Raw genomic sequence first — 25,909 nt, forward strand, 5'->3', positions numbered from 1 at the left:
ACGCACCCTTCGGACACGGCCAAAAAATTCCCAGCCTCTGAGGCTCAACCGATTTCCGGGCGCGGGCGTTCATTGGCAGCCTGCGCCCACTCCCCTTTCCAGCCAGTGTGAACGAACGACAAGGAAACGAAAAAATGGCGACTCTCAATGAATCCCTGAACCAGCTGCAGTCCGTGGAAGGTGCGCTGTGCGCCGCCATCGTGGACAGTGGCAGCGGCATGCTGCTGGGCAGCATCGGCACGGGGGTGGACATGGAACTGGCCGCCGCCGGCAACACCGAAGTCGTGCGTGCCAAGAACAAGACCATGCAGGCGCTGGGCCTGCAGGACACCATCGACGACATCCTGATCACGCTGGGCAAGCAGTACCACATCATCCGCCCCCTGGCCACCAAGGAAGGCATCTTCATCTACATGGTGCTCGACAAGTCGCGCGCGAACCTGGCCCTGGCCCGCCGCAAGGTGCAGGACGTCGAGAAGCTGATCGAATTCTGACGGCACGCGCCGGCACGCGCCTTCCTGCGGGAAACCCCGCTGTCCCAGGTCTGTTAGCACTTTGATACTGCACGGACCAACGAGACAAGCCCGAAAGGCCGTGCCATGCCGACCAAGAGCCTCGCGCCATCGCGCCCCATCGCCGCCGCGCCGCAACGCGCGAGCTGGGGTGGGGTGTTTTTCATTCTGAGCGCCGGTGTGGCGATGGCCCTGGCTGCGCTACCTGCCCGCGCGCAGATCGGCAACACGGCCCCCGTGCGCATCGGCGTGGTGGGCCCGTTCACCGGGGCATCGGCCGATTTCGGCGTGCCCATGCTCAACGGCATCCGCATGGCGGTGGACGAGATCAATGCCGGCGGCGGCTACCTGGGCCGGCCGCTGGAGCTGGTGGTCAAGGACGATGCGGCCAACCCAGACCAGGGGCGCAAGGTCTCGCAGGACTTGCTGGCCGAGAAGGTCGTCGCCACCATCGGCTTTTGCAACACCGGCGTGGCGATGAAGGCCATCGACCTGTTCCAGGACGCCAAATCGCCGCTCATCGTGCCCTGCGCGTCTGGCACGGCCGTCACCGCCAAGTACCCGCCGGCCGACAGCTACATCTTTCGCGTGCAGGGGCGCGACGCACTGCAGGCCCCCTTCATGGTGGAAGACATCGTCAAGCGCGGCTGGGACAAGGTGGCCATCTTCGCCGACAAGACCGGCTATGGCGAAGGCGGCTACAACGACGTGGTGGCCGCGCTGGCCGCCAAGAACCTGAAACCCGTGCACGTGGCACGCTTCGACCTGGGGGTGAAGGACCTCACCGCCGAGCTGGCCGCCGCGCGCACGGCAGGTGCCAACGTGGTCTTCAGCTACACCGTGGGGCAGGAGAACGCCGTCATCGCCAACGGCAAGAAGACCCTGGGCTGGAAGGCGCCGCAGGTGGGGCCATGGACCCTGTCGTTCCCGTACTTCCTCGATGGCGCGCGCGATGCGGCCGAGGGCGCCCTCATGGTGCAGACCTTCATCGCCGAGCCCAGCAACGAGCGCCGCGCATCCTTCCTGGCCAGCTACACGCGCAAGTTCCAGCGCAAGCTGGCCGTGCCCATGGCGGCAGCCAATGCCTACGATGCCACCTATCTGCTGATGTACTCCTTCCTCGGCATCCGCGACGGCAACCTCAACGGCCCGGCGCTCAAGGAATCGCTGGAGGGCAAGATGAAGACCTACTACGGCGTGGTCGCCACCTACGACAAGCCGTTCAGCACTGCCGACAAGGACGCCATCACGCGCAACATGCTGGTCATCGGCGCGGTGAAGAACGGCGCCATCACGTTTGCCTATCCCGAAGATGCCAAGCGCAACCTGATCATCCAGCGCAAACAGTAAGCAGTCCGGAGCAGCCTCGCCGCAGGCGATGGCCCCCGCCTGACTGTGCGCTGACGCTGCGGCTCTGCAGGGCCCGGCCCGCCCGACAATATCTCCCGTGCTCTCCGTCCTTCTCGTCACCTTCCCCTTCTTTGCGCTGGTGCTGTGCGGCTACCTGGCTGCCCGGCGCGGCGTGCTGCCGCAGCCGGCCATCCCGGGGCTCAATGCCTTCGTGCTGTTCTTCGCGCTGCCCTGCATGCTGTACCGCTTTGGCGCCAGCACGCCCATCGCGCAGCTGCTCGATCCGGCCGTGGCCGGTGTCTACGTGCTGTGCGCGCTGGTCATGGTCGCGGGCACGGTGGCGCTCACGCGCCGCGGGCGCATTGGCTGGAACGACGCCGCCTTCGGCGCGCTGGTGGCTGCGTTCCCCAACACCGGCTTCATGGGCGTGCCGCTGCTCGTGGCGCTGCTGGGTGCGCAGGCCGCGGGGCCCGCCATCGTGACCATTGCGGTGGACATGCTGGTCACCAGCTCGCTGTGCATCGCCCTCTCGCGCCTGGACGGCGCGGGCACGCATGGCGTGGGCGTGGCGCTGCGCAATGCCTTCAAGGGCATGGTGGCGAATCCCATGCCCTGGTCCATCGCCCTCGGTGCGCTGGCATCGGCGCTCAGCTTCAAGCTCCCCGGCCCGGTGGACCGCACCGTGGCCATGCTGGCCGATGCGGCTTCGCCCGTGGCACTGTTCACCATCGGCGCGGTGCTGGCCCGCTCGCAGATGAACCAGCACGAGCAGGTGCCCGCGCGCGAGTACGTGCCGGTGGCACTGGCCAAGCTGCTGGTGCACCCGGTGCTGGTCTGGGGCGCTGGCACGGTAGCCATGGCCATGGGCGTGCCGCTCACGCCGTTTGCACTTACCGTGCTGGTGCTGGTGGCGGCCCTGCCCAGCGCCAGCAACGTGTCGCTGCTGGCCGAGCGCTTTGGCGCCAACAACGGGCGCGTGGCGCGGATCATTCTGGTGTCTACGGCGCTGGCGTTTCTGAGCTTTTCAGGGGCGGTGGCCTTGTTGACCTGAGGGCCTGCAAAGCAAAACAGCCCACCGAAGTGGGCTGTTTTGCTTTTGGTACCAGCGGGATCAGTTGACGAAGGCTTCGCTGTTCTGGATCTGCGGTGCTGGCAGGGCAGCAGGTTTTTGCTGGCTGCGTACGGGTGCGTCGCGGCCTAGGTTGGGAGCCATCCCCGCATTGTCTTTGTCCTGCAGCATCACGCGGAGCTTTTGCAGGCTCTCCTGAAAGCTGCCCGCCAAACGATCTGCCTCTTCACGATTGTTGATGATATAGGGGGTAATCGTGATCAGCAGTTCAGTCTTGTTCTTGCTCTTGCTCGTATTTCCGAATAACCCACCAACCATTGGAATGTCCTTGAGCACAGGAATTCCGTTGCCAGTGTTCTCAAGCCTCTGCTCAATCAGGCCGGCAAGCATGATGGTTTTGCCATCTTCAATCGTCGCATCCGTCGTGACTTTGCGCTTCTGGAAGCTCGGATAGTCGACCCCGCCCGCCCTGACCGGGTCACCCAGATTGCTCACTTCTTGCGAGATGCTGAGTGTGATGCGTCCTGTGGATGTAATGCTTGGTTTGACTTCCAACAGGATGCCGGTGGGGCGGTATTGCACGGAGTTGGAGGTGGAATTCGAAGTGCCGAGCAAGCTGCTGCTAGGCGTGGATACAGTTTGGGTGACGATTGGAACTTCACGGCCCACCTCGATCTTGGCGATCTTTCCATCGCTCGCCAACACGTGTGGCGTGGACATCACGTTCACGTTGGTGTCTTTTGCGAGCACGTTGAGCAGACCAATCACTTGACCAGCGCTGCCAAAAACAGCGTAATTCAGGCCAGAGCCGGTACCGGTAACTGTCGGCGTTGCGCCAGCAATGGAAACCGCACCTGCCGCTGAAGGAGTAGGGGAGCCGTCAAGTCCAAAGAAGCCCGGCCAGCTTTTGCCTCCGGTGCTCAAAGCAGATTTTATCCACCACTCCACGCCGTATTGCAATGCATCAGTCAAGGTGACTTCGGCAACCATCACTTGTACCAAGACCTGACGCGGCGATGCATCCAGTCGTTCCAGCACTTTCCGCACTTGCTGGTAGTCCTGTGGCGATGCGCGAACGATTAGGGTGTTGGTTTCGGTGTCGGCAATCACCTGCACCGAGCCACCCAAGCCAGGGGCGGTGCCCGTTGTGCCTTGCGAAGGCGTGTTGCCCCGTTCGATGGTTCGCGCTGCGGAGCTGTTGTTCTGGTTGTTGGTGCCACCGGCGGCTGCACCTGCCAGGCCGGTGCTGCTACCGGTTGCACCCGTAGCCGAACCGAAGGCCGTTCCTGATGCTGATGGCAACCCCGAAGCGCCGGTATTCGCATTGTTCTGCGTAGGAGCAGACCCGCCAAAAATCTGCGTCACCAAGCTCGCCAGATTGGCCGCATTGCCATTGGCCACTGGATACACATGCACGAACGAACCCAGCCCATTGCGCGGCTCGGCGTCCAGCGTCTTGATCCACTGCTCTGCCGTCTGCAGCAGGGCGGGGTTGGCGGCGGCCACCATCACCGAATTCATGCGTGCCACGGGCAGGAAGTAGGTCTTGTTGGCGTCGGTGCCGGCCTTGTTGAAGATGCCCGAGGTCTTGAAGATGGCGTCAAGCTCCTTGGCCACGTCGGCCGCTTCGCTGTGCGCCAGCGGGAACAGCTTGATCTGCACCTGGCTCACGTAGTCGGAGTCCAGGGTCTTGACCATCTCCACGATCTTCTCGACGTTGGCCGCACGGTCGACCACGATGAGGTAGCGGTTGGACGGGTCGTTGGTGATGGCCGCCTGCGCGCCGACGAAACCGCGCAGGGTGTTGGCCAGCTGGTTGGCCTGCACGAACTGCAGCGGAATGATCTGCATCACCGACGAGGCCGGGCCCACGCCCTGGCCGATGCCGCTGTCGCGCACGGCATTGGTGTCGCGCAGCACCTTGTAGACCTTGCCCTGGCGCACGATGGAGATGTTGCTTGCCGCGAGCGCCGTCTCCAGCGTGCTGTAGATGTCGGCCATGCTGATGGCGCCGGTGCTCTTGAGCGTGACGCGGCCCTGCACGGTGGGGTCGATCACATAGTCGAGCTTGAGCACTTCGCCGAGCACGACCTGGATCACTTCGTAGATGTCGGCATTGTCGAACTTGAGCGTCACGCCCGGGTTGGGCGTGTTGGACAGCACCGCGCCGGGGTTGCCGCCCGCAGGCGCTGCGGCGACTCCAGAGGCGGGCATGGCCATGGGGGCCGGCATGGCAGGTGCTGCCGCACCGGGCGTGGCGGCAGGGGCCGTTGCCGGTGTTGCGGCCGGTGCAGCAGCACCGCCCGCCTGCGGGGGCTGCATGGTGATGCCGGGCAGGCTGAAGCCTCCGGGCACGGGGGTACCGCTGCCGCTGGGCACTGCAGGCATGGGCTGGCCGGTGAAGGGGTTGATCGGTGCCTGCTGGGCCATCGCCAGTTGCGTGGCCGCCAGTGTGGGCAGGAGCATGCTCACAGCGGTCAGTTTGCGCAGCATGGGAGGAATGGATTTTTTCATTGCAGTCTCTGAAATTCAGCAGTTCGGCTGGGTTTCGATTTATTTTCGGGCAGCGGCGGCAGGCGCAGCAGGGGCGGCGGCCTCGGGCAGCGGCTTCATGTGCAGGCCGGAAAACCGGGCCACGATGTGCAGTTGCTGACCGCCACGCTGGGTGTCGTCCACCACCTTGATCTCGACCTTGTCCATGACCAGCAGGGTGGGCGACTGCGCCAGGGCGAGCTGCAGGCGCGGCAACTGCTGGGGCACGCCGTTGAAGCGCGCCGTGAGGGACATGCGCGAGATGCTGCCCTTGGGTGCATCCGAAAAGTCCGAAAGGTCGATGTTGTCGAAGTACAGCCCCTGCAGCAGCTTGGTCACCTGCTGCTGCATGGCGTTGACGGAGTCGGTGATGTCATTGGCCACGAACAGCTGCGCCTGCACGGGCGTGTAGCTGCCGCCCACCTGTTCGGCGTTGGCCTGCACCTTCTTGTCCAGGTCCAGGGTGTTCTGGTTGCTTTCCAACAGGGTCTGCAGGTCGCTGGCCTGCTCGCGGTGCTCCAGGTAGCCGGTGAGGCGCTGGTCCACGAGTGCGGCAATCAGCAGCAGCACAACGACGGGAAAGGCAAAGTACTTGATGCCGTGGGCGGCATGCACCCGCTTGAGATCGCGCTTCATCATGGTTGGGAGGCCCCCGATGCGGGTGGCTGTGCCGGTGCGGGAACAATGGGTTTGGGCGCTTCCTTGCGCGACTGCAGGTGGATCTGCGGGGTGCTGGCGGCCAGGTATTCGGGCACGGGGAAGTCGGTCCAGGCGCCAAAGCCTGCGAGCGGCCGCTCCTGCAGCCATTTCACGCTCGCTTCATTGCCCTGGCCCGCCAGCGCGACCACGCCATTGTCGGAGCTGAAGTACTGCAAAGTGGCCGGAGGCGGCGGGAAATACGCAACCAATTGCGAGAACGGGCCCAATGCGGAGGGGGATTCGCGCGCCGTGTTGACGGCCTGCACCGCATCGGCCATGCGCAGCGTGCGGGCCTTGAGCAGCTTGGCTGCCTCGACCTTGGGCAGGTCCTTGCGCACGCGGTCACGGCCTTCCTCGATCTGGCGCACCAGGCGCCCGTCGTGCCAGACCATGAGCGCCAGGCCCGCCAGGCCGGCGGCGCCCAGCCCCACGCTGAGCACCTTGAGCGCCTGCACCATGTCGTTGTGCGTGTGGCGCACGATGATGCCGCCCTGGTCCGAGCGCCAGAGTTTTTCGAGCAGGTCGCTGTGGGAGTCGGCTGGCAGCACATGGTGCTGGTAGTCGGCCCAGGTCTGCGGCTCGGCGGCGTAGCCCTTGGGCGTGGTCAGTTGCACCGGGCGGCCGGGTGCGCTGTCGGCCGGCGTGCCCAGGGCGGCCAGTTCCACCTGCAGGGTCTGGGCCAGGTGTTCGTTGGTGTCGCCCGCGTCGAGCACGCGGGTGCGCAGCATGGTGCCGTTGGCGCCGTACACATGCAGGTACTGGTCCGAGGCATCGGCCTCGACCACGGCGCGCAGCGAGGCGGGTTGTTTGGCCACCATGCGCTGGAACAGCTGGGCGCGGGCGTACAGCTCCACCAGGTCGAGGCGGCAGGCGCTGCTGATGCGCTCGATCTCGGTCACCCAGTCCTTGTGCATCCACATCAGCGAGGTGCCCTCGGCGCCGCCGAAGGCGTCCACCTGGGTGCGCGTGTCGCTGGCCGGGAAGGGCAGCGAGGGAGGCGCGCCTGCGCCCTGCGTGCTGGGCGGCACGATGCCCAGGATGTCACCGGCCAGTACCCAGTGCGCGCGCGTGGCTGGCGGAATCTTCCAGCGCGTCACGCAGTCGGCCAGCTGCTGCTGCAATTGCGACGAAAACCCGTCTCCCTCGGGCAGGGGCACCGAGAGCTCATGCGCACGCTTCCAGCCCAGCAGCCCGCGGTAGAAATGCAGGATGCACAGGCAGTGCGGTGAGAGGGAGAGCACGAGCTGGTGGCGCCAGCCGGCTGAGGGGGAAAAATTGCGCATCGGTTGAGGTTTCAATCTGATCGAGGTGTTCTTTTCGGGCTGCCTTCGGGTGTTCGGTCGGCCGCGGGGCCGGCAATGGTCAGCGGGCGCTTACATCGACAACGGAGTCCACCACGCTGTACTTTCCACCCTGCTGGACCAGGGTCGCCACCAGGGTCGCACCCGTGGGCCGGGGCCCCCCAAGGCGCAACCGCGCCTTGGCGGCCGTGGGCGGGCCCGCCATGTCAGCCGCGATCAGGCCCGTGCCGGCGGTCCACTGCTGGGCCAGCGCTGCCGTGATGGGGGTGCCCGAGCGGCGCATGGTGGCCAGCCGCTGCAGGTGGTCGTCCGTGAGATTGCCCAGGGTCCGCAGCAGCACGACGGGCGTGGTGTCCAGCCGCACCTTGCGGTTCTTGGTGCCTACCACCAGCAGGTCCTGCAAACCCACGGGAACCTGGGTCGTGCCGCCCCGCACCAGGGAGCGCGGTATCTCGTTCCAATCCGTCAATTCTCGCATGCTTGAAAATCCGGTCGTTCCGCGCGCATCCATCACCCGGTTCTTGAACTCCATGGTCAGCAGCGCCAGCTCGCGGGCACGCTCCGGGGCCGTGCCCAGCAGCGCAAACAGCCGCTCCCACTCCTGTGCGGTCAGGTCGTTGGCGTCGGGCAGGCCGCTGGCGTCCTGCAACTCGGCCGTGAAGGGCTGGCGGCCCAGCGTGGCTTCGTAACGGGCCGTGGGCGTGGTGCCGGCAGCGGCCGCTGCCGCCGTGCCGCGGGATGAGGGGGCCGTGCCCGGTGCAGCGGCGGGCGGCGCACCCGGTTCGGGCAGGCGCCACAGCGGCCAGTTGCGGCGCACTTCTTCGGGCAAGGGCGGGTTGGCGCCCGCCACGGCCGAGGCAACGCCCAGCTGCAGGGCGGTGTACGCGGCGGCCGACTGCAGCACATAGCCTTCCTGCAGTGCTTCTTTTTCGCGGGCGAGCAACTGGGCGTCCAGGCGCAGCGAGACCGAGACGCCCAGCACCACCGTGGTCACCACGGCCATCAGGCCCAGCGCAAACAGCAGGATGTAGCCGCGCTCGGCCGCGCCATGGCCGGTGCGGCGCTGCAGGTGCCTGATGTGTTGCAGGGTGCGCGGGGTCATGGTGCAGTCGCCTCGCCGCGTGCGCTGTACACCAGGGCCGGCATGTCGTCGCGCACGCCTGACAGCCCCAGGCGCAGCAGGTCCGGTGGCTGGCGCAGTTGTTCCCACTTGGCCAGCCAGGTCGGGATGGGCTTGCCTTCGCGGTTGGGCATGCGGGTCAGGTACGAGAAGGCGCACATGCGCAGGCCCGAGGCCAGCACGCTGGTGTCCAGCAGCGTCGGGGCCGGTTGCCTGTTGTTGGTGGTGGCCACCGCCAGCGTCTTGACCCGGTGCACCAGCACCATGGTGCCGCCGCCTTCGGCGGTTTCGCAGGCGTATTCCACGCGCGCGATGGCCGGAGCCGCCCCGGGCGCGTCCATCACCGGGTGCAGGGTGTCGAACTCCAGCGTGGTGGCGCTGCCCTTGACGGCGATGCCACGGGTGGTCCATTCATGGCGCAGGATGCGCTCGGCGCCGCGCACTTCTTCGCGCGAGCGGGCGCGGTCGTTGTTGCGGCCATAGAAGTCGAGCGCGGTGGACATGGCCGATGCGCCGATCACCGCCACCACGGCCGAGATGGCGAGCGCCACCATCAACTCCAGCAGCGTAAAGCCTGTCTGGGCGCGTGGACGGGGGAGTTTGCGCTGGCTCCTCATGGCGTGGGCCGCACGGGGTTTTGCGGGTTCTGCGGGGTCGACGACGTGGGCGCCGCGCCGCCTGCCGCGCGCTCGCCCGGCGGGGGCGGTGCCAGGCGGTAGCTGTTCAGCCGGTAGACCTGCTGGTTGCCCTTGGGGCCCCAGAAGACCTCGACCTCCACCTCTTCGAGCTTTTGCCGGAACGCGGGAATCCGCTCCTGCTGGGCGCGCGTGAGCGCCTCGAATGGGCGCAGGTGGATGCGGTAGCCGAAATCGGTGCCCGCATAGCCCTGGTCCACGGCGTCGTCGGCGACGCTGAAGGTGGGGCTGGCCAGCGCTTCGTCAAGCTTGGCCTGGGCCAGTGCCATGGCGGCCGTGTGGCCGTTGATCTTGTCGTCCAGGCGCGCCGTGCCCGAGATCGCGGTGAACGCGATCGCCAGGCCAAAGCCGATCAGCACCATGGCCACCAGCACCTCCAGCAGCGTGAAGCCGTGCTGCTGATGCAGGGGGCGTGGCCAGGCCGACAAGGGCTTACTGCTCGGTCGGCGCGGCATCTTTTCTTTCAATGCGCCCGCTGATGCGGGCCATGCGGAACTGCTGCTGCACGCCCGAGGGGGTGCGCACGAGGAAGGCCGCTTCCTGTGCGGTGCCATCGGGGTAGAACAGGAGCTGCAGTGTTTCGTCTTCGGCACGGGTGGCCGTGGCAGCCGTGCGCGGGCGGGTGTCGGGGCTGGCGACGAAGCGGTAGCTGCCGGGCAGCTCCAGCACATTGCCGGCCGCCGTGGCGATGCGCCCCGAGTCAAAGTACAGGGTGGCCTCGACCGATGCGCCACTGAGCACGGCCCGGTTGCGCAGGCGCTTGAGCTCCTGCTGCGTGCGGTCGAGCCAGCGGCGCTCTTCGGCGCGGCCGGCCAACTGGTCCACCGAGACCATGGCCAGGCCCGTGCCGATGCCTACCAGCACCAGCACCAAGAGCAATTCCAGCAGAGTGAACCCGGCGGTTCTTTTCATGCGCAACCGCACGGAGCCACAAAGGCGTTATTCCCAGCTGCGGATGTCGGCGTCGTCGCCCGTGCCGCCTTCCTTGCCGTCGGCGCCCAGGGACGAGATCTCGTAGTCGCTCTTTTCGCCAGGCGAACGGTAGACGTAGCTGTTGCCCCAGGGGTCTTTGTCCACCTTCTTCTTGAGGTAGGGGCCGCGCCAGCGGGCGGCCTCGGCCGCGTCGGCCGGCTTGTCCGACAGGGCGGCGATGCCCTGGTCGGTGTTCGGGTAGCGCGACATGTCCAGGCGGTAGGTGTCCATCGCGGCGCCCAGCATTTCGATCTGGGTGCGCGCGGCCTTGACCTTGGAGGCGTCGAGCTGGCCGAACAGGCGTGGGCCGACCAGCGAGGCCAAGAGGCCCAGGATGACCATGACGATCAGCAGCTCGATCAGCGTGAAGCCGCCGGCGCGGCGCAGCGAGGGCTTGCGGGAAGGGATCTGGAAGGGGATATGCATTGAAAAAACCTACTTGCTACTTCACTTGTTCATTCACAGGGGCATGTCGTTGATCGAGAAGATGGCGGTCAGCATAGACACCACGATGGTGCCGATCAGCCCGCCCATCAGCAGGATCATCATGGGCTCGAACAGCGCCACCAGGTTGCGGGTGGCCTTCTGGATGTCTTTCTCATACTGGTCGGCCACCTTCACGAGCATGGCATCGAGCGCACCGGATTCTTCGCCCACCGCGGCCAGTTGGCCCAGCAGGCGGGGAAAGAACGGGTCCGCCCGCACCGGGCCCGATACGCCCTTGCCTTCCTGCACGGCCCGCACCAGCCGGTCGAGCGCCTTGCGCAAAGGGATGTGCTCGGTCAGCTCGCGCACGATGCGCATGCCGGTGAGTATCGGAACCCCGCTGGCCAATAGAGTTCCCCACGTGCGGCAGACATGGGCCAACTGGATCTTGAGCAGCAGGGGCCCCAGGATGGGCATGCGCAGCAGCAGCAGTTGCCAGCGCTCGCGCCATTTCTCGTCGCGCAGGGCCATCACGAAGCCGGTGAGAGCCAAGGCGATCACCGCCAGGATGTACAGGCCATAGGTCTTGAGGAACTCGCCGGTGCCGATCAGCACGGCTGCCGCCATGGGCAGCTCCTGGTGCATGTCGGTGAAGATTTGGCCGAACTTGGGCAGCACGAACACCGTGAGCCCGAGCAGTGCGCTGACGCCGAAGAAGAACAGCAGCACCGGGTAGATCGACGAAGTGACCAGGAACGAGCGGAACTCGATGCTGCGGGTATAGAACTCCACCAGCCGCTGCATCACCACGGGCAGCACGCCGCCTTCTTCGCCCGCGCGCACCATGTTCACGTACAGGCGCGGGAACACCGAGGGGTGGCGCATGAAGGCATCGCCCAGGGAGTTGCCCTTTTCCACATCGACCACCACGGCCTGCATCACGCCGCGAAAGAAGGGCTGCTCGATGCTACTCTGGCAGATGTGCAGCGCCCGGTCCAGCGGCAGGCCGGCGTCGAGCAAAGTAAGCAGTTGCTCCGTCATGGCCAGCACATGCTTGATGCCTACGCGCTTGCTGCCGCCGCCGAGCGAGGCCGTCCAGGAGATGCCGCTTGCGGCCGGCTTCGCGTCGGCCGCAAGCGGCAGATGCTGGGCGGTGTCGGTAGGCAGCGGGCTGCCGCTGTCGACCAGGGGCGGCTGGCTGGCGCCCGCTGCACTGGGGCGGGGTCTCACGTCATCTCCTGGCGGGTGACGCGCGCCAGCTCTTCCAGCGTGGTGACGCCGGCCAGCACCTTGCCGATGCCGTCGGCCCGCATGGTGCGCACACCCTGCTCGATGGCCTTGCGGCGCACGCCTTCGGCGGGCAGCTTCTGGATGATGGCTTCCTTGATCGCCGTGGTCATGGGCAGCATTTCATAGATGCCCGTACGGCCGATGTAGCCCGACTGGCCGCAGTGGTGGCAGCCCTTGCCGTGGAACAGCTCGGTCACCTGGTGTGCCTGCACGCCTTCTTCGGCCAGGAACAAGAGGTCGGCCGAGGTGGGCGTGGTGCCCTCCCGGCAGTGCGGGCAGATCATGCGCACCAGGCGCTGCGCCACGATCAGCACCACCGAGGAGGCGATGAGGTAGCTTTCCACCCCCATCTCCATGAGCCGGTGAGGTGCGCCGAACGAGTCGTTGGTGTGCAGGGTCGAGAACACCAGGTGGCCCGTGAGGGCGGACTGGATCGAGATCTCGGCCGTTTCGCGGTCGCGGATTTCGCCGACCATGATGATGTCCGGGTCCTGCCGCACGATGGAGCGCAACGCGCTCGCAAACGTCAGGTCGATCTGCGACTTGACCTGGATCTGGTTGATGCCGTCGATCTGGTACTCGACCGGGTCTTCCACCGTGATGATCTTGTTGCCCGGCAGGTTCACCTTGCCCAGCGAGGCGTACAGCGTGCTGGTCTTGCCGCTGCCGGTGGGGCCGGTCACGAGGATCATGCCGTGCGGCTGCACGATGGCGGCCTCCAGCATGGCCAGCGCCTCGGCGTTCAGGCCGAGCGAGTCCATGCCCATCATGCCGGGGCCCTGGTCCAGCAGGCGGATGACCATGCTTTCGCCATACACCGTGGGCACGGTGGAGACGCGCATGTCGATCTGGCGGCCGCCGACTTCCATCTTCATGCGGCCGTCCTGCGGCAGGCGGCGCTCGGCGATGTTCATCTTGGCGCGCAGCTTCAGGTGCGAGATGGACGCCATGTACATGCGCCGGGGCGGCGATTCTGCGTCGAACAGCACGCCGTCGATGCGGTAGCGCACGCGGAACTTCTGCTGCGAGACTTCCAGGTGCAAATCCGACGCTCGGCTTTCCACCGCGCGCAGCAGCAGCGACTGCACCAGGCGCACCACGGGGGCATCTTCGGCCAGGGCCTTCAGGGTTTCGAGGTCGTCGTCCTGGTTGTCGGAGCCCGAGGCGTTCTCATCGTCAAAGGCGGCGAGGTTGGCGTTTTCGGGCCGGTAGATCTGGTCCAGCCCGGAGTGGATCCACATGCGCGGGGCCAGGTGCAGGCGCGTGGGCACGCTGAAGAACTGCTTGAGGGCATCGAGCGCCGCCAGTTGCACCGGCACGCTGGAGGCGATGTGCACCACCTCGTCCGACACCGAGAACGGCAGCAGCGAGTTGGAACGCAGGAAGGCCGGCGACAGCCCCTCGATGGGGGCCACGTCCTGCAGCGCGTGCGTCATGGTGTTGAGCAGCGGCACCTTCAGGTTGCGCGCGAACTGGGCCAGAAGCTCTGCTTCCTGGTTGCCGGCGTCATCGGTGCCGATGGGGAGACTGCTCATAGTTGCTGTGGGAATGGCCGGTTCGGCACGGAGGACTCGGGGTGGAAGGGGTTTGCCAGCTGCCAAAGGCATGTGGCATGGGTGCTGCACGACCCGTCCAGCCACGGGCTGGGGGCGTTCTGGCACCACCCGGCATTGTAGTTTGTTCGCCTTTGCCGGAGCACCCCCCATCCTGGGGGGGCTATGCCGGGCCGCGTAACAAAGACGAGTTCTTGTTAATGGGCCGGCTCAGATCGTCAGAGGATCCACATCCACCAGCCAGCGGATCAGCCCTTTGTGGGCCGGATCGCTGCGCGTTGCCTGCATCACGGGCTGCCAGGTGGACAGAAAACGCTGCAGGGCGGCCCGGCTCGGGCTTTCCAGCAGCATCTGGGCGCGCTCCACGTTGGCGATGCGCTGGATGGTCAGCGGCACCGACGGGTACAGGGTGACATGGTCCAGCCCCGGCAGGCCATGCTCCCGGGCGGCGGCACTGGCGGCGGTCAGGAAGCCCTGGGCCACTTCCTGGGTGCGGGCGTCGGCGCGCACCAGGGCTTGGTAGGCGAAGGGCGGCATGCCCGCCTCCTGGCGCTCCTGGAGCTGCTGGGCGGCGAAGGCCGGGTAGTCGTGCGTGCGCAGCGCTTCGAACACCGCGTGCTGGGGGTGAAAGCTCTGTACCCACATCTCGCAGGGGGCCCCGCCCTGGGCGGCCATGTAGGCTGCGTCGCGCCCGGCGCGCCCGCCGGCCTGCATGAGCAGGGCGAACAGGCGCTCGGCCGCGCGAAAGTCGCTGGAGAACAGTGCGCCGTCGGGTTGCACCGCCGCCACCAGGGTGATGCGGCGAAAGTCGTGGCCCTTGGCGATCATCTGCGTGCCCACCAGCACGTCGACCTCGCCCGAGTGCACCTGCGCCAGCTGGCTCTCTAGAGCGCCCTTGGCCTTGGTGGTGTCGGCGTCGATGCGGGCGATGCGCGCGGGCGAACCATCGGGGCGCAGCACCTCGGACAGTAGATCGCCCAGTTGCTCCTCCAACTGCTCGGTGCCCCGGCCCATGGACAGGATGTCGGGGCTGCCGCAGGTAGGGCAGTGGCGCGGCACGCGCACGGTGTAGCCGCAGTGGTGGCAGCGCAGGGTGCGGTCGGTCTTGTGGAACACCTGGTGCGCGCTGCAGTGGGGGCAGTCGCTCTTCCAGCCGCAGTCGGCGCAGTGCAGCACGGGGGCGTAGCCGCGGCGGTTGAGCAGAACCATGCTCTGCTCACCGCGCTGCACCCGCTCGGTGATGGCGGCCAGCAAGGGGGCGGTGAACACCGCGCGCCGGGGCTGCTGGTTCATGTCCACCCGGCGCACGCGCGGCAGTTGGCCCGCGCCGATGCGGCTGGGCATGTGCAGGCGCAGGTAGCGGCCGCCCTCCGGGTCTTCGGGCGTAGGCGGGCGGCTGGCGTGCCAACTCTCCAGCGAGGGCGTGGCCGAACCCAGCAGCACCTTGGCACCCTGCTCGCGCCCGCGCCATATGGCCAGGTCGCGTGCGGAGTAGCGGGCACCCTCCTGCTGCTTGTAGCTCGGGTCATGCTCCTCGTCCACGATGATCAGGCGCAGCCAGGGCAGGCTGGCGAACACCGCCATGCGCGTGCCCAACACGATGCGCGCGGTGCCGCTGTGCGCGGCCAGCCAGCTCTTGAGGCGCTGCGGGTTGGTCATGCCGCTGTGCAGCGAGACCACGGCCTGGGCGCCGAAACGGGGTGCGAAACGGGCGGTGAAGCGCTCTTCGAGCTGGGGGGTGAGGTTGATCTCGGGCACCATCACCAGGGCCTGGGCGCTGGGGTCGGCGTCCAGCACCTCCTGCACGCAGCGCAGGTAGACCTCGGTCTTGCCGCTGCCGGTGCTGCCGAACAGCACGAACGGACCTTTTTCGGCGGCGATCTGCGCGCGTGCGCTTTCCTGCTCGGGCGTCAGGGCCACGGTGGGCAGGTCCTGGCTGGTGTCGCCAACGGGCGCGGCCGGGCGGCGCAGGCGCCGGGCCAGTTGCTCCGGTCCCAGGTCGCGCAGCTGCGGCGGCAGGGCCGCCAGGGCCACCTCGCCCAGCGAGCGCTGGTAATAGCGTGCCGCAAACCCCACCAGGCGGCGCCAGGGCGCATCGAGCGGCGCCACGCCGGCCAGCACCCCGGCAATGGCGCGCATGGTCGCGCCCTCGGGCAGCTCGCCCGTGCCTTCATCGCTGTCCCAGACCACGCCCAGCACCTCGCGCGTGCCAAACGGCACCCGCACCAGCGTGCCCGGCGGCAGGGCCTCGTGACTGGCGTAGCTCAGCAGCTCCCCCACGCCGCTGTGCGAGGGCGCGTGCAGGGCCACATGGACGATGGTGGTGGGGGGCAAGGTCAAGGGATCAGGGGTGTGCGGCGACCGCGCAGGAGCGGTAAGGCAACCGGGAATCGTACGCGAATCCTCCAGGTCGCCGGGCGCACGGACGGCCTTCGCAGCTTGCGTGCGCTAGTTCATGTCCTGTGGCGATGTGGGCGCCAAGTGCATGATCGCGCTGCGTTTTTCCAGTCATCCCACAATTCTGTGGATAACTTTGTTGACATCCTGTCTTCACCATGGCCCAGGCCGCATGGATACTGGGCCTGAACAGATTGCCTGTTAATCCGGCAGCGTCAAAAAATCCATATGAATCAATCATCTGAAGATTTTTTGGGCGATTTTTTGTGTTAACGGCATCGATCCAATTTTTGCTGCGCCGCATCACGTTTTGTGTGCATAAGTGCAGTTGGCTAGGTTCGTCAAGAGGACATTGGGCGTGCTTTCTGTGTTAGCCGACGAGGCGAGATATCCACTGATTTCTGCGATATCGCACGCAAGTGCTTGATTTATCAAGGGTTTCCCGAGAAGTTCAGGAAATCTGTGGATAACTTTGTTGATATCTCCCGTGCTCAGACCGCCAGCCCTTGAAGGACCGCGCTTTCGCTAGGTTGCCTGCCAAAAGTGCAACCGGTGGATGCCTATACAAATCAAGCACTTGCGACACGGCGAAAATAAAGTGCTGCCGTGGAAACCGCGCGATAGAATTTTTCAAGGATGGGCCGTCGGTGTGCACAACCCTGGCTATTCCTGGTCCTGGGATGGCTTTTCTGACAGCCTTTTTTACCCAAATCAGTGGGCCTGCGGGGGCCGGCGGCATTCTCGACCGGCGCACTTCACGGCGCAGGCGCAGTGGCGGGGCGGATCACCCGGCTGTCGGTTCTGCCGCGCTCTGCCAAGTCATCCCAGCATTTTGTGGATAACTTTGTTGACATCCATGTCTCCATGGCTTCGCAAGCCGCATGGATGCTGGGCTCCAACAGAATGCCTGTCAAAGTGGCAGGGTCAAAAAATCCATATGAATCAATCATCTGAGGATTTTTACAGCGCTTTCTTGTGCTGGGGCCATGCCTGTGGTTTTTGCTGCGCCGCATCACGTTTTGTGTGCATAAGTGCATTGGGCCCGATTCGTCAAGGGGCAGTTGGCCCTGGTTTTTATGCTAGCGCTGCTGGGCGATATCCAGTGTTTCCTGTCATTTCGGCTGCAAGTGCTTGATTTCACGGGGTTTTCACAAGAAATCCAGAAATTCTGTGGATAACTTTGTTGATATCCCCGGTGTTTGGCCTGCCGACCCTTGCAAAACCGTGCTTACGGTAGATTGCCCAGCAAAAGTGCACCCGGTGAATGCCTATACAAATCAGGCACTTGCAGCAGTGCGAAAAAAAAGGGCCGTCACGCAGACGGCCCGATTGATTTTTTCGCAGATGTACCGCTGGTGTGCACAACCCAGGCTATTCCTGGCGCTGGAGGGCGGTTTTTTCAGCCTCCTGCGCGCTGGCTGCGGGAATACCGGTGCACGGTCTCGACCAGCGCCGCCACATGCTCGGGCGGGGTGAACTGGCTGATGCCATGCCCCAGGTTGAAGATGTGCGTGGGCCCGGTGCTGCTGCGGTCGGTGTGCGGCGTGCCAAAGCTGTCGAGCACCCGGCGCGCCTGCACGGCGATCTGCTCGGGCGGGGCAAACAGCACATTGGGATCGATATTGCCCTGCAGGGCCTTGCCCGGGCCGCCCACACCGCCGCCCACCAGGGCACGCGCGCGCGCCAGGTTCGCGGTCCAGTCCAGGCCCAGCACCTCGCAGTCCAGCGGCTTCATGTCTTCCAGCCACAGGGCGCCGCCTTTGGTGAAGACCAGGCGGGGCACGTCGGTGCCGTCCACGCCGGTGCGTTTGAGCTGTGCCAGCACCCGGGCCGTGTAGGCCAGGCTGAACTCCTGGAAGGCGCCGTCGGCCAGCACACCACCCCAGCTGTCGAAAATCATCACCGCCTGGGCGCCCGCGTCGATCTGGGCATTCAGGTAGGCCGCCACGGCGTCGGCGTTGGTCGCCAGGATGCGGTGCATCAGGTCGGGGCGGGCGTACATCAGGCTTTTCACCATGCGGTAGTCGTCGCTGCCCTTGCCTTCGACCATGTAGCAGGCCAGCGTCCAGGGGCTGCCCGAAAAACCGATCAGCGGCACGCGGCCGTTCAGCGCCTTGCGGATGCTGGTGACGGCGTCGAACACATAGCGCAGCTTGTCCATGTCGGGCACGGCCAGCTCGTCCACGGCGGCCTCGTCACGCACCACCCTGGCAAAGCGCGGACCCTCGCCTTCGGCGAACGACAGGCCCAGGCCCATGGCGTCGGGCACGGTGAGGATGTCGCTGAACAGGATGGCCGCGTCGAGCGGGAAGCGGGCCAAAGGCTGCAGCGTCACCTCGGTCGCGTAGTCCACATTGGTGGCCAGGCCCATGAAGCTGCCGGCCTTGGCGCGCGTGGCCTTGTACTCGGGCAGATAGCGGCCCGCCTGGCGCATCAGCCACAGGGGGGTGTAGTCGGTGGCCTGGCGGCGGCAGGCGCGCAGGAAGGTGTCGTTGGAGAGGGGGGCAAAGCTCATGCCCCGATTGTCGCAGGGCCGTGGAGAGCGTTCTTGCCCCAGCCGAACAGGTTCCGTGAGGACTGCGTTCGCAGATGCTTCGGCGTTGTGCACCCGACCGATCCGTGCCAAGTGCGCGGCCCTGCAAGCGCCACCGTGGATCCGGCTTTGCCGGTCCACTGGAGGCGTCCCCCTCAGGGGGAAGACGCGAAGCGGCTCAGGGGGAGCTACCGTTCAGCGATGTAGTGGGACATGCGTGCCACCTCGCCGGGCGCCAGGTAGGCGCGCACCTCGGTTTCTAACGCCTGGTCGGCCATGGTGGCGCGGGCGCGCTGGTGCAGGTAGTCGGCCCATGACTCGACGATGAAGCGCTCCACATAGCGCGAGGGCTCGCCCAGGTCCTTGTACACACGCCAGAAAGTGGCGCCGTCGCGCCGGCGCGGCGCCTTCATGCGGCTGATGGTGTCCAGGAAGTCGGCGTCGTTGCCCGGCGCAATGCGGTAGCCCACCTCTACGGCTACCGGGCCGGCTTCGGGCAGGGGCTCGGCCTCGATGAACAGCTCGTCCCAGGGCGTGGCCTGCGTCACCTCGTGCAAGGCGCCCATGCGCAGCGGCATGGGGCGCGCCAGCAGCAGGCCTGCGCCCATGATGGCCGCGGCGACACAGAGGGTGGGCGCGAGGCCCACGATGTCCGAAGCCGCACCCCAGAAGGCCGAGCCCATGGCGAAGGCGCCCAGCGCCGCCACCATGTGCATGGCCACCGCACGCGAGCGCACCCAGGGCGGGGCGCTGGCCTGGGTGGCGGTGTTGAAGGTGGACATGGCCGACATCCAGGCCGCGCCCCCCAGCACCATGGCCAGGTACACCACCCAGGCGGTATGCGAGAACGCCGCCACCAGCATCGCCCCGGCGAACACCAGGCAGGCCACGTTGACGATGGCATCCAGGCTGAACCGGGCGCGCAGCTTGCCGATGACCAGGCCCACGGCCACGGCGCCCGTGCCCAGGCAGCCCATGAGCAGCCCGAAACCCTGGGCGCCCGTGCCCAGCTGGCGCTGGGCGATCACGGGCAGCAGGGCCCACAGGGCCGAGCCCGCCGCGCTGTACGCCATCACCCGCACCAGCTGCGCCAGGATCATGCGCGAATGCCAGGCAAAGCGCAGCCCGCTCAGGGTGCCGCCCCACAGGCGCTCGGCCGGCAGCCGCGTCGGGGCATGCGGGCGCGGGGGCCAGCGGCGGATGGATTCCCACATCACCACGGTGGTGCACGCCGCCACGGCGAACACCCAGCCAGCCCCCAGCTGTGCGAACACCAGGCCGGCCAGCGTGGGGCCCACGGCGCGCGCTGCGTTGTAGGCGATGCTCACGGCGGTGATGGCCTGCGGCCATTCCTCGCGCGGCACCGGGTCGATGACCGAGGAGTTCCAGGCCGGCGTGAGCACGGCGGTGCAGCAGCCGCACACGAACACCAGGAACAGCACCGACGCCGGCCCGCCCCAGCCCATGAGCACCAGCAGGGCCAGCAGGCTGCAGGCACCGATCTGCGCCATCAGCGCACCCGAGATCAGCCGGCGCCGGTCGGTCGTGTCGGCCAGCACGCCGGCTGGCAGCGCCAGCAGGAACATGGGCATGAACACGGCGGTCTGCACCAGCGCGGCCAGGAAGGAGGAGCCCGTGAGCTCCACCATCAGCCAGGCTGCCGCCATGGTCTGCATGCCGCTGCCGATGAAGAACACCCCGCCGCACAGCCACAGGCCCCTGAATGCAGGTTGGCGCAAGGGGCTCCAGAGCGAGGTGGATGTGGACATGGATGCGGAGTGGGATTCTTATATAGAGGAGGTGCGCGCTGCACCTGTAGCCACAGGATAGCGTTACCAGCCGCCTTTGGCGTGGCACAACCCTTCGATTGCCTGTACATCGGCCAATGAATTGGCCTACTCGATGTGCCGCCCGCCCCTGAGCCGGTAGGTGCGCGGCACATCGGTGCGGGTGGCCACCAGGGCCTCGGCCTGGCGCTGCAGGTGGGCCAGGCTGGCATCGAGCGCTTCGACCGCGCCCGCGTCCAGCCCGGCCAGCAGGCCCTGGTTGAGCGCCTTGATCTGTGGGAACAGGGCGTCGTGCACCGCCTGGCCTGCCGGGGTGAGCGAAAGCACGGCCTGGCGCCGGTCGCCCGGCATGGCATCGCGGGTGATGAGTTTCTTGGCCAGCAGCGAGGTGATGGCGCGCGAAGTGCGCGCACGGTCCAGCCCCAGGCGCTGGGCCAGCTCGGCCGGGGGCATGCCCGGTCGCTCGGCCAGCCACATCAACAGGCCCCATTCGCGCCGCGTGATGCCGTAGCCGCCTTCGCACAGGCGCACCACCAGGCTGCCGGCCACGGCCAGCAGGCGGTTCAGGCGGTACATCAGGAGGTGCTGGGCCGCCTCGGGGTCGGCCAGCCGGGGCGGGGTGGCGGGTTCGGGTGCGGGCATCAGGGTATGTCCGGGCAATGGTTGTTTAGATCAATCCATTGTGGGCCCGATACAGTGCGCCATTCCTTCTATCGATATTCATCCGGGAGCGCCGCCATGTGGAAACCGCCTGCCTTCATCCTCACCGCCGCGCTCGCGCTGTCGGCCTGCCTGGCCCACGCCCAGGAGGCCCCGCTGCGCATCATCGTCGGCTATGCGCCCGGCGGCTCCAGCGACCGGGTCGCCCGCATCGTGGCCGACAAGCTGCAGGCGAAGCTCGGCTCGCCCGTGATCGTGGAGAACCGCACCGGCGCCGGTGGCCGCCTCTCGGCCCAGGCCGTCAAGAGCGCGCCGGCCAACCAGCCCGCGCTGCTGCTGGCCAACCCGGCCGTGATGCTTGTGGCGCCGCTGGTCTTCCCTGATGCGGGCTACGACGCCGAGCGCGACTTCCGCCCCGTGAGCCATGTCAACAGCTACGAGTTCGGCGTGGCCGTCTCCAGCGCCGTGCCCGTGCGCGAGCTGCCACACCTGATCGCCTGGCTGCGTGCCAACCCCGACAAGGCCAACTTCGGCGTGCCCGCCACGGGCAGCCTGCCGCACTTCTTCGGCCTCATGGTGGGCGATGCCGCCAAGGTCAATGCCGAGGTGATCGGCTACCGGGGTTCGGCCCCCCTGCTCAACGACCTGATCGGCGGCCAGGTGCCGGTGGCCTTCGACACCTTCGACACCCTGCTGCCCCAGCACGAGGCGGGCAAGATCCGCATCCTGGCGGTGTCCAGCGCCAAGCGCAGCCCGCTCGATCCGAAGATCCCGACCTTCAAGGAAGGCGGCATGGACCTGGCCGCCACGGGCTGGAATACCTTCTTCGCGCCCATGAGCATGCCCAAGGCCCAGGCCGAGCGCCTGGCTGGCCTGATCCACGAGGTGATGAAGGACCCCGACACCCGCCGCAAGTTCGAGGCCGCCAAGATGGAGCCCGTGGCCAGCACCATGGCGCAGACCGAGGCCATGCTCAAGGCCTACCGTGCGCAATGGGCCCCCGTTGTGCAACGCTCCGGCTTCAAACCCTGATCGCCATGCAGCAAAAGCGCCCCAACATCCTCTTCATCGTCGCCGACGACCTGGGCTATGCCGACCTGGGCTGCTACGGTGGACGCGAGGCCGCCTTCGGCCCGGTCTCGCCCGTGCTCGACGGCCTGGCCGTCCAGGGCCTCAAGCTCACCCAGGGCTATTCCAACTCGCCGGTCTGCTCACCCACCCGCTTTGCGCTGATGACCGCGCGCTACCAGTACCGCCTGCGCGGCGCGGCCGAGGAGCCCATCAACAGCAAGAGCCGGGGCAGCACCACGCTGGGCCTGCCGCCATCGCACCCCACGCTGCCCTCGCTGCTGCGCGCCGGCGGCTACCGCACGGCGCTGATGGGCAAGTGGCACCTCGGCTACCCGCCGGCCTTCGGGCCGCTGCAGTCGGGCTACGAGGAATTCTTCGGCCCCATGTCGGGCGGGGTGGACTACTTCACGCACTGCAGCTCTGCCGGGCAGCACGATCTTTACCTGGGGGAGGAGGAGGCGCAGCAGGACGGCTACCTCACCGACCTTATCACCGACCATGCGCTGGATTTTGTGGAGCGCATGGCGCCCGGCGCCCAGGCGGGCACGCCGTTCTTCCTGAGCCTGCACTACACCGCGCCGCACTGGCCCTGGGAAACACGCGACGATGCCGCGCTGGCCGAGGAGGTGCGCCAGAACCTGTTCCACCTGCACGGCGGCAACATCGAGACCTACCGCCGCATGATCCACCACATGGACGAGGGCATCGGCCGCATCATGGAATCGCTGGCCCGCCACGGCATCGATCGCGACACACTGGTGGTCTTCACCAGCGACAACGGCGGCGAGCGTTTCTCGGACAACTGGCCCCTGGTGGGCGGCAAGATGGACCTGACCGAGGGCGGTATCCGCGTGCCGTGGATCGCCCACTGGCCCGCCGTGATCGCGCCGGGCGGCGAGAGCGTGCACAGCTGCATGACCATGGACTGGTCCGCGACGATGCTCGACGCGGCCGGCGTGGCCGCCGATGCGGATTACCCGCTCGACGGCACCTCGCTGATGCCGCTGCTGCGCGATGCCGACTGGGAATGCGAGCGCCCGCTGTTCTGGCGCATGAACCACCGCGGCCAGCGCGCCATGCGCGAAGGCGAGTGGAAGTACCTTCGCGTGGACGGCAATGACTACCTCTTCAACCTGGCCGACGACGAGCGCGAGCGTGCCAACCGCGCCCAGGTGGACCCCGGGCGCCTGGCCGCGATGCGCGCGGCATGGGAGGTGTGGAATGCCACCATGCCGGCCATCCCGGAGGACGCGACGGTCAGCCTGGGTTATTCCGTCAAGGACATGCCCCAGCGCTGAGGCCGCTTACTGCGCAGCAGGCGCTATCGGCGCAGCCACATGCTCGCGCCGCTGCACGATCACAAAGCGGTCGGCCACGAAAGCCAGGCTGGTGTAGGTGGCGTTGGCGGCCGGGTTGCCGCCCGTGGCGTGGTAGTCCGAGAACGATGCGGACTGGTTCACGAACACGCCCTGCGTGAGGTTGATGGACAGGGCCACGCGCGTGCGCCGGCCCAGAGCCACGGCTGCGTCGACATAACTGCGGTCCGTGGAGTACACGCCCAGGGTCAGCGCACCGTGTGTGCGCAGCGTGGCTTCGGCCACCTGCAGGCAGGCCGCGCCCGAATCGGTGGCCACCAGGTATGACACGGGGCCAAAGCATTCCTCACCGTAGATGGCGCTGTCGGCCTGCTCCAGCGCCACGATCACCGGCGTGTGGATCTGCGCGCTGGCGAACTCGGGGTGGGGCAGGGCGCGCGAGGCCAGCACCAGGCGGCCCTTGCTGCTCGCCTGCTGCATGCGCGCGACCGTTTCGGGCGAACCCACGGCGCCCAGCACCGAGGTGCCCACGCGCGGGTTCGAGGCCAGCTCGGTCACGGCGGCGGCCAGGTCCTCGCCCACCTGCTCGAAACTCTTGTGCCCTTCGTCGGTGGCAATGCCGCCGCGCGGCACCAAAATGTTCTGCGTGGTCGTGCACATCTGGCCGCTGTACAGCGACAGCGTGAACGCCAGGTTGCGCAGCAGCGCCGCATACTGGTCGGTCGATTCGATGATGACGGTGTTCACCCCGGCCATTTCGGCATACACGCGCGCCTGGCGGGCGTTGTCGATGAGCCAGTGGCCGAACTGGTTGCTGCCCGTGAAGTCGATGCTGGCCACCGCGCTGTGCGTGGCCAGGGCCTGCGTGTCTTCGGCGCGGGGGCTCAGGGCCAGGGTCACGGTGTTCGGGTCCAGCCCCTGCTCGGCCAGCACCTCGCGCAGGATGTTCACCGAGATCGCGGCCGGCAGCACGGCGTTGGGATGCGGCTTGACGATGACCGGGTTGCCCGTGGCCAGCGCCGCGAACAGGCCGGGGTAGGTGTTCCAGGTCGGAAAGGTGGCGCAGCCTATCACCAGGGCCACGCCACGCCCCACGATCTCGTAGTGCTTTTGCATCACCAGCGAGGGGTTCTTGCCCTGGGGCTTGTCCCACAGCGCCTCGCCGGGCACGTCGGCCATGGCCTTCCAAGCGTAGGCGATGGCTTCGAGCGCGCGGTCCTGCGCATGCGGGCCGCCGGCCTGGAAGGCCATCATCGGGCCCTGGCCGGTGGTCAGCATCACGGCATGCGCGATCTCGTGGCTGCGGCGGTGGATGCGCGTGAGCGCCTCCAGCAGCACGCCCACGCGGCCCTGCGCACCCAGCGCCTGCCAGGCCGGTTCGGCGGCCTGGGCTGCGGCCACCAGCGCGTGCACGTCGCAATCGGGGTAGCGCACGTCCAGCGCCACACCATAGGGCGAGCGCTCCGTGGCCAGCCGGCCCCGCTCGCCGGGTTGCTGCAGCGGGAAGTCCTTGCCCAGCAAGGCAGCCACGGCCGCCTGGCCATCGGCCTGGCCGGTCTCGCCATAGACCTTGGGCGAGGGCGCTTCGGGGAAGGGCGTCCAGTGGCCGCGCGTCGCCAGGGCATTGATGGCTCCGTCCAGCAGAGCGCGGTGGGTATCGAACAGGGGCATGTATTTGTCTCCGTTAAGGGTTTGCCCTGAGGGGTTTGACTTGCATCAGGGTTGTGGAAAGTTTATTCTCTACCGAACGGTCGGTCAATAATGTTTGCGATCGATCAAGACCACTTTCCCTCACCCCTGGCAGGCAGGAGCATCCATGTCCGAACCCCTGGTCCTCGTAACGCAGTCGGGCGCCGTGCAAACACTGGCGCTCAACCGGCCGGCCGCGCTGAACAGCTTCACCGCCGATTTGCATGCGCAGCTGCTGGCAGCCCTGGAGGCCGCTGCGGCCAACGCCGAGGTGCGCTGCGTTGTACTCACGGGCACGGGCCGGGCCTTCTGCGCCGGCCAGGACCTGGCCGACCCCGCCGTGGCGCCCGACCTCACGCCCGGTGCACCGGCCAAGGACCTGGGCGAGGTGATCGACAAGTTCTACGGCCCGCTGTGCCAGCGCATCCGCAGCATGCCCATTCCGGTCATCGCCGCCGTGAACGGCGTGGCTGCGGGCGCCGGGGCCAACCTGGCCCTGGGCTGCGACCTGGTGCTGGCCGCGCGCTCGGCCAGCTTCATCCAGGCCTTCACCAAGATCGGCCTGGTGCCCGACACCGGCGGCACCTGGCTGCTGCCGCGCCTGGTCGGCCGCGCCCAGGCCCTGGGCCTGGCGCTGCTGGGCGACAAGCTGCCCGCGCCCGAGGCCGAACGCCTGGGCCTGATCTGGCGCTGCGTGGACGATGCCGCGCTGCAGGACGAAGCCCAGGCCCTGGCCCAGCGCCTGGCCGCCATGCCCGTCAAGGCGCTGGTGGCCACGCGCAACGCGATGGACGCTGCGGCGCAGATGGACTTCGGCCAGGCCCTGGCGCACGAGGCTGCCGTGCAGCGCACGCTGGGGGCTTCCGCCGACTACCGCGAGGGCGTCGAGGCCTTCATCGGCAAGCGCGCTTCCGTGTTCAAAGACCGCTGAGTACCC

The 25,909-nt window shown here is 67.1% G+C and carries 21 protein-coding genes; 6 read left to right on the forward strand and 15 right to left on the reverse strand.

Translation table 11 applies throughout. From position 1 onward, the window contains the following. The first annotated feature begins 134 nt into the window (after positions 1-134). The 3 genes from ASE31_RS22455 (at position 135) to ASE31_RS22465 (ending at position 2,913) form a co-directional block, all read left to right on the forward strand. Positions 135-494: a hypothetical protein gene (locus ASE31_RS22455; RefSeq protein WP_057204016.1), complete on the forward strand. Its 360-nt coding sequence runs from the start codon at positions 135-137 to the stop codon at positions 492-494. 105 nt (positions 495-599) lie between these two features. Continuing rightward, positions 600-1,862, forward strand: coding sequence for an ABC transporter substrate-binding protein (locus ASE31_RS22460; protein WP_157412610.1), 1,263 nt, complete (start codon positions 600-602; stop codon positions 1,860-1,862). 97 nt (positions 1,863-1,959) lie between these two features. Continuing rightward, on the forward strand, positions 1,960-2,913 hold the full coding sequence (locus tag ASE31_RS22465) for an AEC family transporter (protein ID WP_057204017.1): 954 nt from the start codon (positions 1,960-1,962) through the stop codon (positions 2,911-2,913). 60 nt (positions 2,914-2,973) lie between these two features. Here ASE31_RS22465 and gspD read toward each other — a convergent pair whose 3' ends face one another. From gspD to ASE31_RS22535, 14 genes are all read right to left on the reverse strand, one after another. Beyond that, positions 2,974-5,445, reverse strand: coding sequence for a type II secretion system secretin GspD (gspD, locus tag ASE31_RS22470; protein ID WP_082604307.1), 2,472 nt, complete (start codon positions 5,443-5,445; stop codon positions 2,974-2,976). Positions 5,446-5,484: 39 nt separating this feature from the next. Beyond that, entirely contained in the window at positions 5,485-6,102 is a 618-nt protein-coding gene (locus ASE31_RS22475) for a hypothetical protein (RefSeq protein ID WP_157412611.1), read from the reverse strand. Next, complete coding sequence (locus tag ASE31_RS22480; RefSeq protein WP_057204020.1) at positions 6,099-7,445, reverse strand: hypothetical protein; 1,347 nt, start codon at positions 7,443-7,445, stop codon at positions 6,099-6,101. The genes ASE31_RS22475 and ASE31_RS22480 overlap by 4 nt, the downstream gene beginning before the upstream one ends. A 79-nt stretch (positions 7,446-7,524) precedes the next feature. Then, complete coding sequence (locus ASE31_RS22485) at positions 7,525-8,565, reverse strand: hypothetical protein (protein WP_057204021.1); 1,041 nt, start codon at positions 8,563-8,565, stop codon at positions 7,525-7,527. Beyond that, on the reverse strand, positions 8,562-9,200 hold the full coding sequence (locus ASE31_RS22490; RefSeq protein WP_082604308.1) for a type II secretion system protein J: 639 nt from the start codon (positions 9,198-9,200) through the stop codon (positions 8,562-8,564). The genes ASE31_RS22485 and ASE31_RS22490 overlap by 4 nt, the downstream gene beginning before the upstream one ends. Continuing rightward, positions 9,197-9,706 (reverse strand): prepilin-type N-terminal cleavage/methylation domain-containing protein, encoded by a 510-nt coding sequence (locus ASE31_RS22495; RefSeq protein ID WP_057204023.1) that lies wholly within the window; start codon positions 9,704-9,706, stop codon positions 9,197-9,199. The genes ASE31_RS22490 and ASE31_RS22495 overlap by 4 nt, the downstream gene beginning before the upstream one ends. A gap of 4 nt (positions 9,707-9,710) precedes the next feature. Further along, the gene (locus tag ASE31_RS22500; protein ID WP_082604310.1) at positions 9,711-10,190 is read right to left on the reverse strand and encodes a prepilin-type N-terminal cleavage/methylation domain-containing protein; all 480 of its coding nucleotides are present in this window, start codon (positions 10,188-10,190) and stop codon (positions 9,711-9,713) included. Positions 10,191-10,217: 27 nt separating this feature from the next. Continuing rightward, positions 10,218-10,676, reverse strand: a complete 459-nt coding sequence (gene gspG / locus ASE31_RS22505) for a type II secretion system major pseudopilin GspG (RefSeq protein WP_057204025.1) — start codon at positions 10,674-10,676, stop codon at positions 10,218-10,220. Positions 10,677-10,709: 33 nt separating this feature from the next. After that, positions 10,710-11,906: a type II secretion system F family protein gene (locus ASE31_RS22510; protein WP_057204026.1), complete on the reverse strand. Its 1,197-nt coding sequence runs from the start codon at positions 11,904-11,906 to the stop codon at positions 10,710-10,712. After that, a complete protein-coding gene (locus tag ASE31_RS22515; protein WP_057204027.1) occupies positions 11,903-13,501 on the reverse strand; it encodes a GspE/PulE family protein in 1,599 nt (532 codons plus the stop codon). The genes ASE31_RS22510 and ASE31_RS22515 overlap by 4 nt, the downstream gene beginning before the upstream one ends. A 228-nt stretch (positions 13,502-13,729) precedes the next feature. Continuing rightward, the gene (gene priA, locus ASE31_RS22520) at positions 13,730-15,853 is read right to left on the reverse strand and encodes a primosomal protein N' (RefSeq protein WP_057204028.1); all 2,124 of its coding nucleotides are present in this window, start codon (positions 15,851-15,853) and stop codon (positions 13,730-13,732) included. 1,462 nt (positions 15,854-17,315) lie between these two features. Then, complete coding sequence (hemE, locus tag ASE31_RS22525) at positions 17,316-18,431, reverse strand: uroporphyrinogen decarboxylase (RefSeq protein WP_057204029.1); 1,116 nt, start codon at positions 18,429-18,431, stop codon at positions 17,316-17,318. Between the two features lie 206 nt (positions 18,432-18,637). Further along, the gene (locus ASE31_RS22530; protein WP_057204030.1) at positions 18,638-20,218 is read right to left on the reverse strand and encodes an MFS transporter; all 1,581 of its coding nucleotides are present in this window, start codon (positions 20,216-20,218) and stop codon (positions 18,638-18,640) included. Between the two features lie 126 nt (positions 20,219-20,344). Then, positions 20,345-20,878, reverse strand: coding sequence for a MarR family winged helix-turn-helix transcriptional regulator (locus tag ASE31_RS22535; protein ID WP_057204031.1), 534 nt, complete (start codon positions 20,876-20,878; stop codon positions 20,345-20,347). A gap of 96 nt (positions 20,879-20,974) precedes the next feature. Between ASE31_RS22535 and ASE31_RS22540 the strand changes: the two genes are divergently transcribed. Both ASE31_RS22540 and ASE31_RS22545 read left to right on the forward strand, forming a co-directional pair. Next, entirely contained in the window at positions 20,975-21,928 is a 954-nt protein-coding gene (locus ASE31_RS22540; RefSeq protein WP_057204032.1) for a Bug family tripartite tricarboxylate transporter substrate binding protein, read from the forward strand. Between the two features lie 5 nt (positions 21,929-21,933). Next, complete coding sequence (locus ASE31_RS22545; RefSeq protein ID WP_057204033.1) at positions 21,934-23,265, forward strand: sulfatase; 1,332 nt, start codon at positions 21,934-21,936, stop codon at positions 23,263-23,265. Between the two features lie 6 nt (positions 23,266-23,271). On the opposite strand, the gene paaN is transcribed toward ASE31_RS22545, so the two are convergent. After that, a complete protein-coding gene (gene paaN, locus ASE31_RS22550) occupies positions 23,272-24,954 on the reverse strand; it encodes a phenylacetic acid degradation protein PaaN (RefSeq protein WP_057204034.1) in 1,683 nt (560 codons plus the stop codon). Between the two features lie 145 nt (positions 24,955-25,099). On the opposite strand from paaN, the gene ASE31_RS22555 reads away from it, so the two are divergent. Continuing rightward, complete coding sequence (locus ASE31_RS22555) at positions 25,100-25,903, forward strand: enoyl-CoA hydratase-related protein (RefSeq protein ID WP_057204035.1); 804 nt, start codon at positions 25,100-25,102, stop codon at positions 25,901-25,903. Positions 25,904-25,909 lie beyond the last annotated feature (6 nt).

This window comes from Acidovorax sp. Root217, from assembly GCF_001428645.1.
Classification (GTDB): domain Bacteria; phylum Pseudomonadota; class Gammaproteobacteria; order Burkholderiales; family Burkholderiaceae_C; genus Acidovorax.

Coding starts and splice junctions, on each gene's coding strand:
- hemE (WP_057204029.1), bottom strand. CDS start 18,431: ATGAGCTTTGCCCCCCTCTCCAACGACACCTTCCTGCGCGCCTGCCGC.
- ASE31_RS22480 (WP_057204020.1), bottom strand. CDS start 7,445: ATGCGCAATTTTTCCCCCTCAGCCGGCTGGCGCCACCAGCTCGTGCTC.
- ASE31_RS22530 (WP_057204030.1), bottom strand. CDS start 20,218: ATGTCCACATCCACCTCGCTCTGGAGCCCCTTGCGCCAACCTGCATTC.
- ASE31_RS22515 (WP_057204027.1), bottom strand. CDS start 13,501: ATGAGCAGTCTCCCCATCGGCACCGATGACGCCGGCAACCAGGAAGCA.
- ASE31_RS22535 (WP_057204031.1), bottom strand. CDS start 20,878: ATGCCCGCACCCGAACCCGCCACCCCGCCCCGGCTGGCCGACCCCGAG.
- gspG (WP_057204025.1), bottom strand. CDS start 10,676: ATGCATATCCCCTTCCAGATCCCTTCCCGCAAGCCCTCGCTGCGCCGC.
- ASE31_RS22455 (WP_057204016.1), top strand. CDS start 135: ATGGCGACTCTCAATGAATCCCTGAACCAGCTGCAGTCCGTGGAAGGT.
- gspD (WP_082604307.1), bottom strand. CDS start 5,445: ATGAAAAAATCCATTCCTCCCATGCTGCGCAAACTGACCGCTGTGAGC.
- ASE31_RS22555 (WP_057204035.1), top strand. CDS start 25,100: ATGTCCGAACCCCTGGTCCTCGTAACGCAGTCGGGCGCCGTGCAAACA.
- paaN (WP_057204034.1), bottom strand. CDS start 24,954: ATGCCCCTGTTCGATACCCACCGCGCTCTGCTGGACGGAGCCATCAAT.
- ASE31_RS22475 (WP_157412611.1), bottom strand. CDS start 6,102: ATGATGAAGCGCGATCTCAAGCGGGTGCATGCCGCCCACGGCATCAAG.
- ASE31_RS22460 (WP_157412610.1), top strand. CDS start 600: ATGCCGACCAAGAGCCTCGCGCCATCGCGCCCCATCGCCGCCGCGCCG.
- ASE31_RS22500 (WP_082604310.1), bottom strand. CDS start 10,190: ATGAAAAGAACCGCCGGGTTCACTCTGCTGGAATTGCTCTTGGTGCTG.
- ASE31_RS22540 (WP_057204032.1), top strand. CDS start 20,975: ATGTGGAAACCGCCTGCCTTCATCCTCACCGCCGCGCTCGCGCTGTCG.
- ASE31_RS22490 (WP_082604308.1), bottom strand. CDS start 9,200: ATGAGGAGCCAGCGCAAACTCCCCCGTCCACGCGCCCAGACAGGCTTT.
- ASE31_RS22485 (WP_057204021.1), bottom strand. CDS start 8,565: ATGACCCCGCGCACCCTGCAACACATCAGGCACCTGCAGCGCCGCACC.
- ASE31_RS22545 (WP_057204033.1), top strand. CDS start 21,934: ATGCAGCAAAAGCGCCCCAACATCCTCTTCATCGTCGCCGACGACCTG.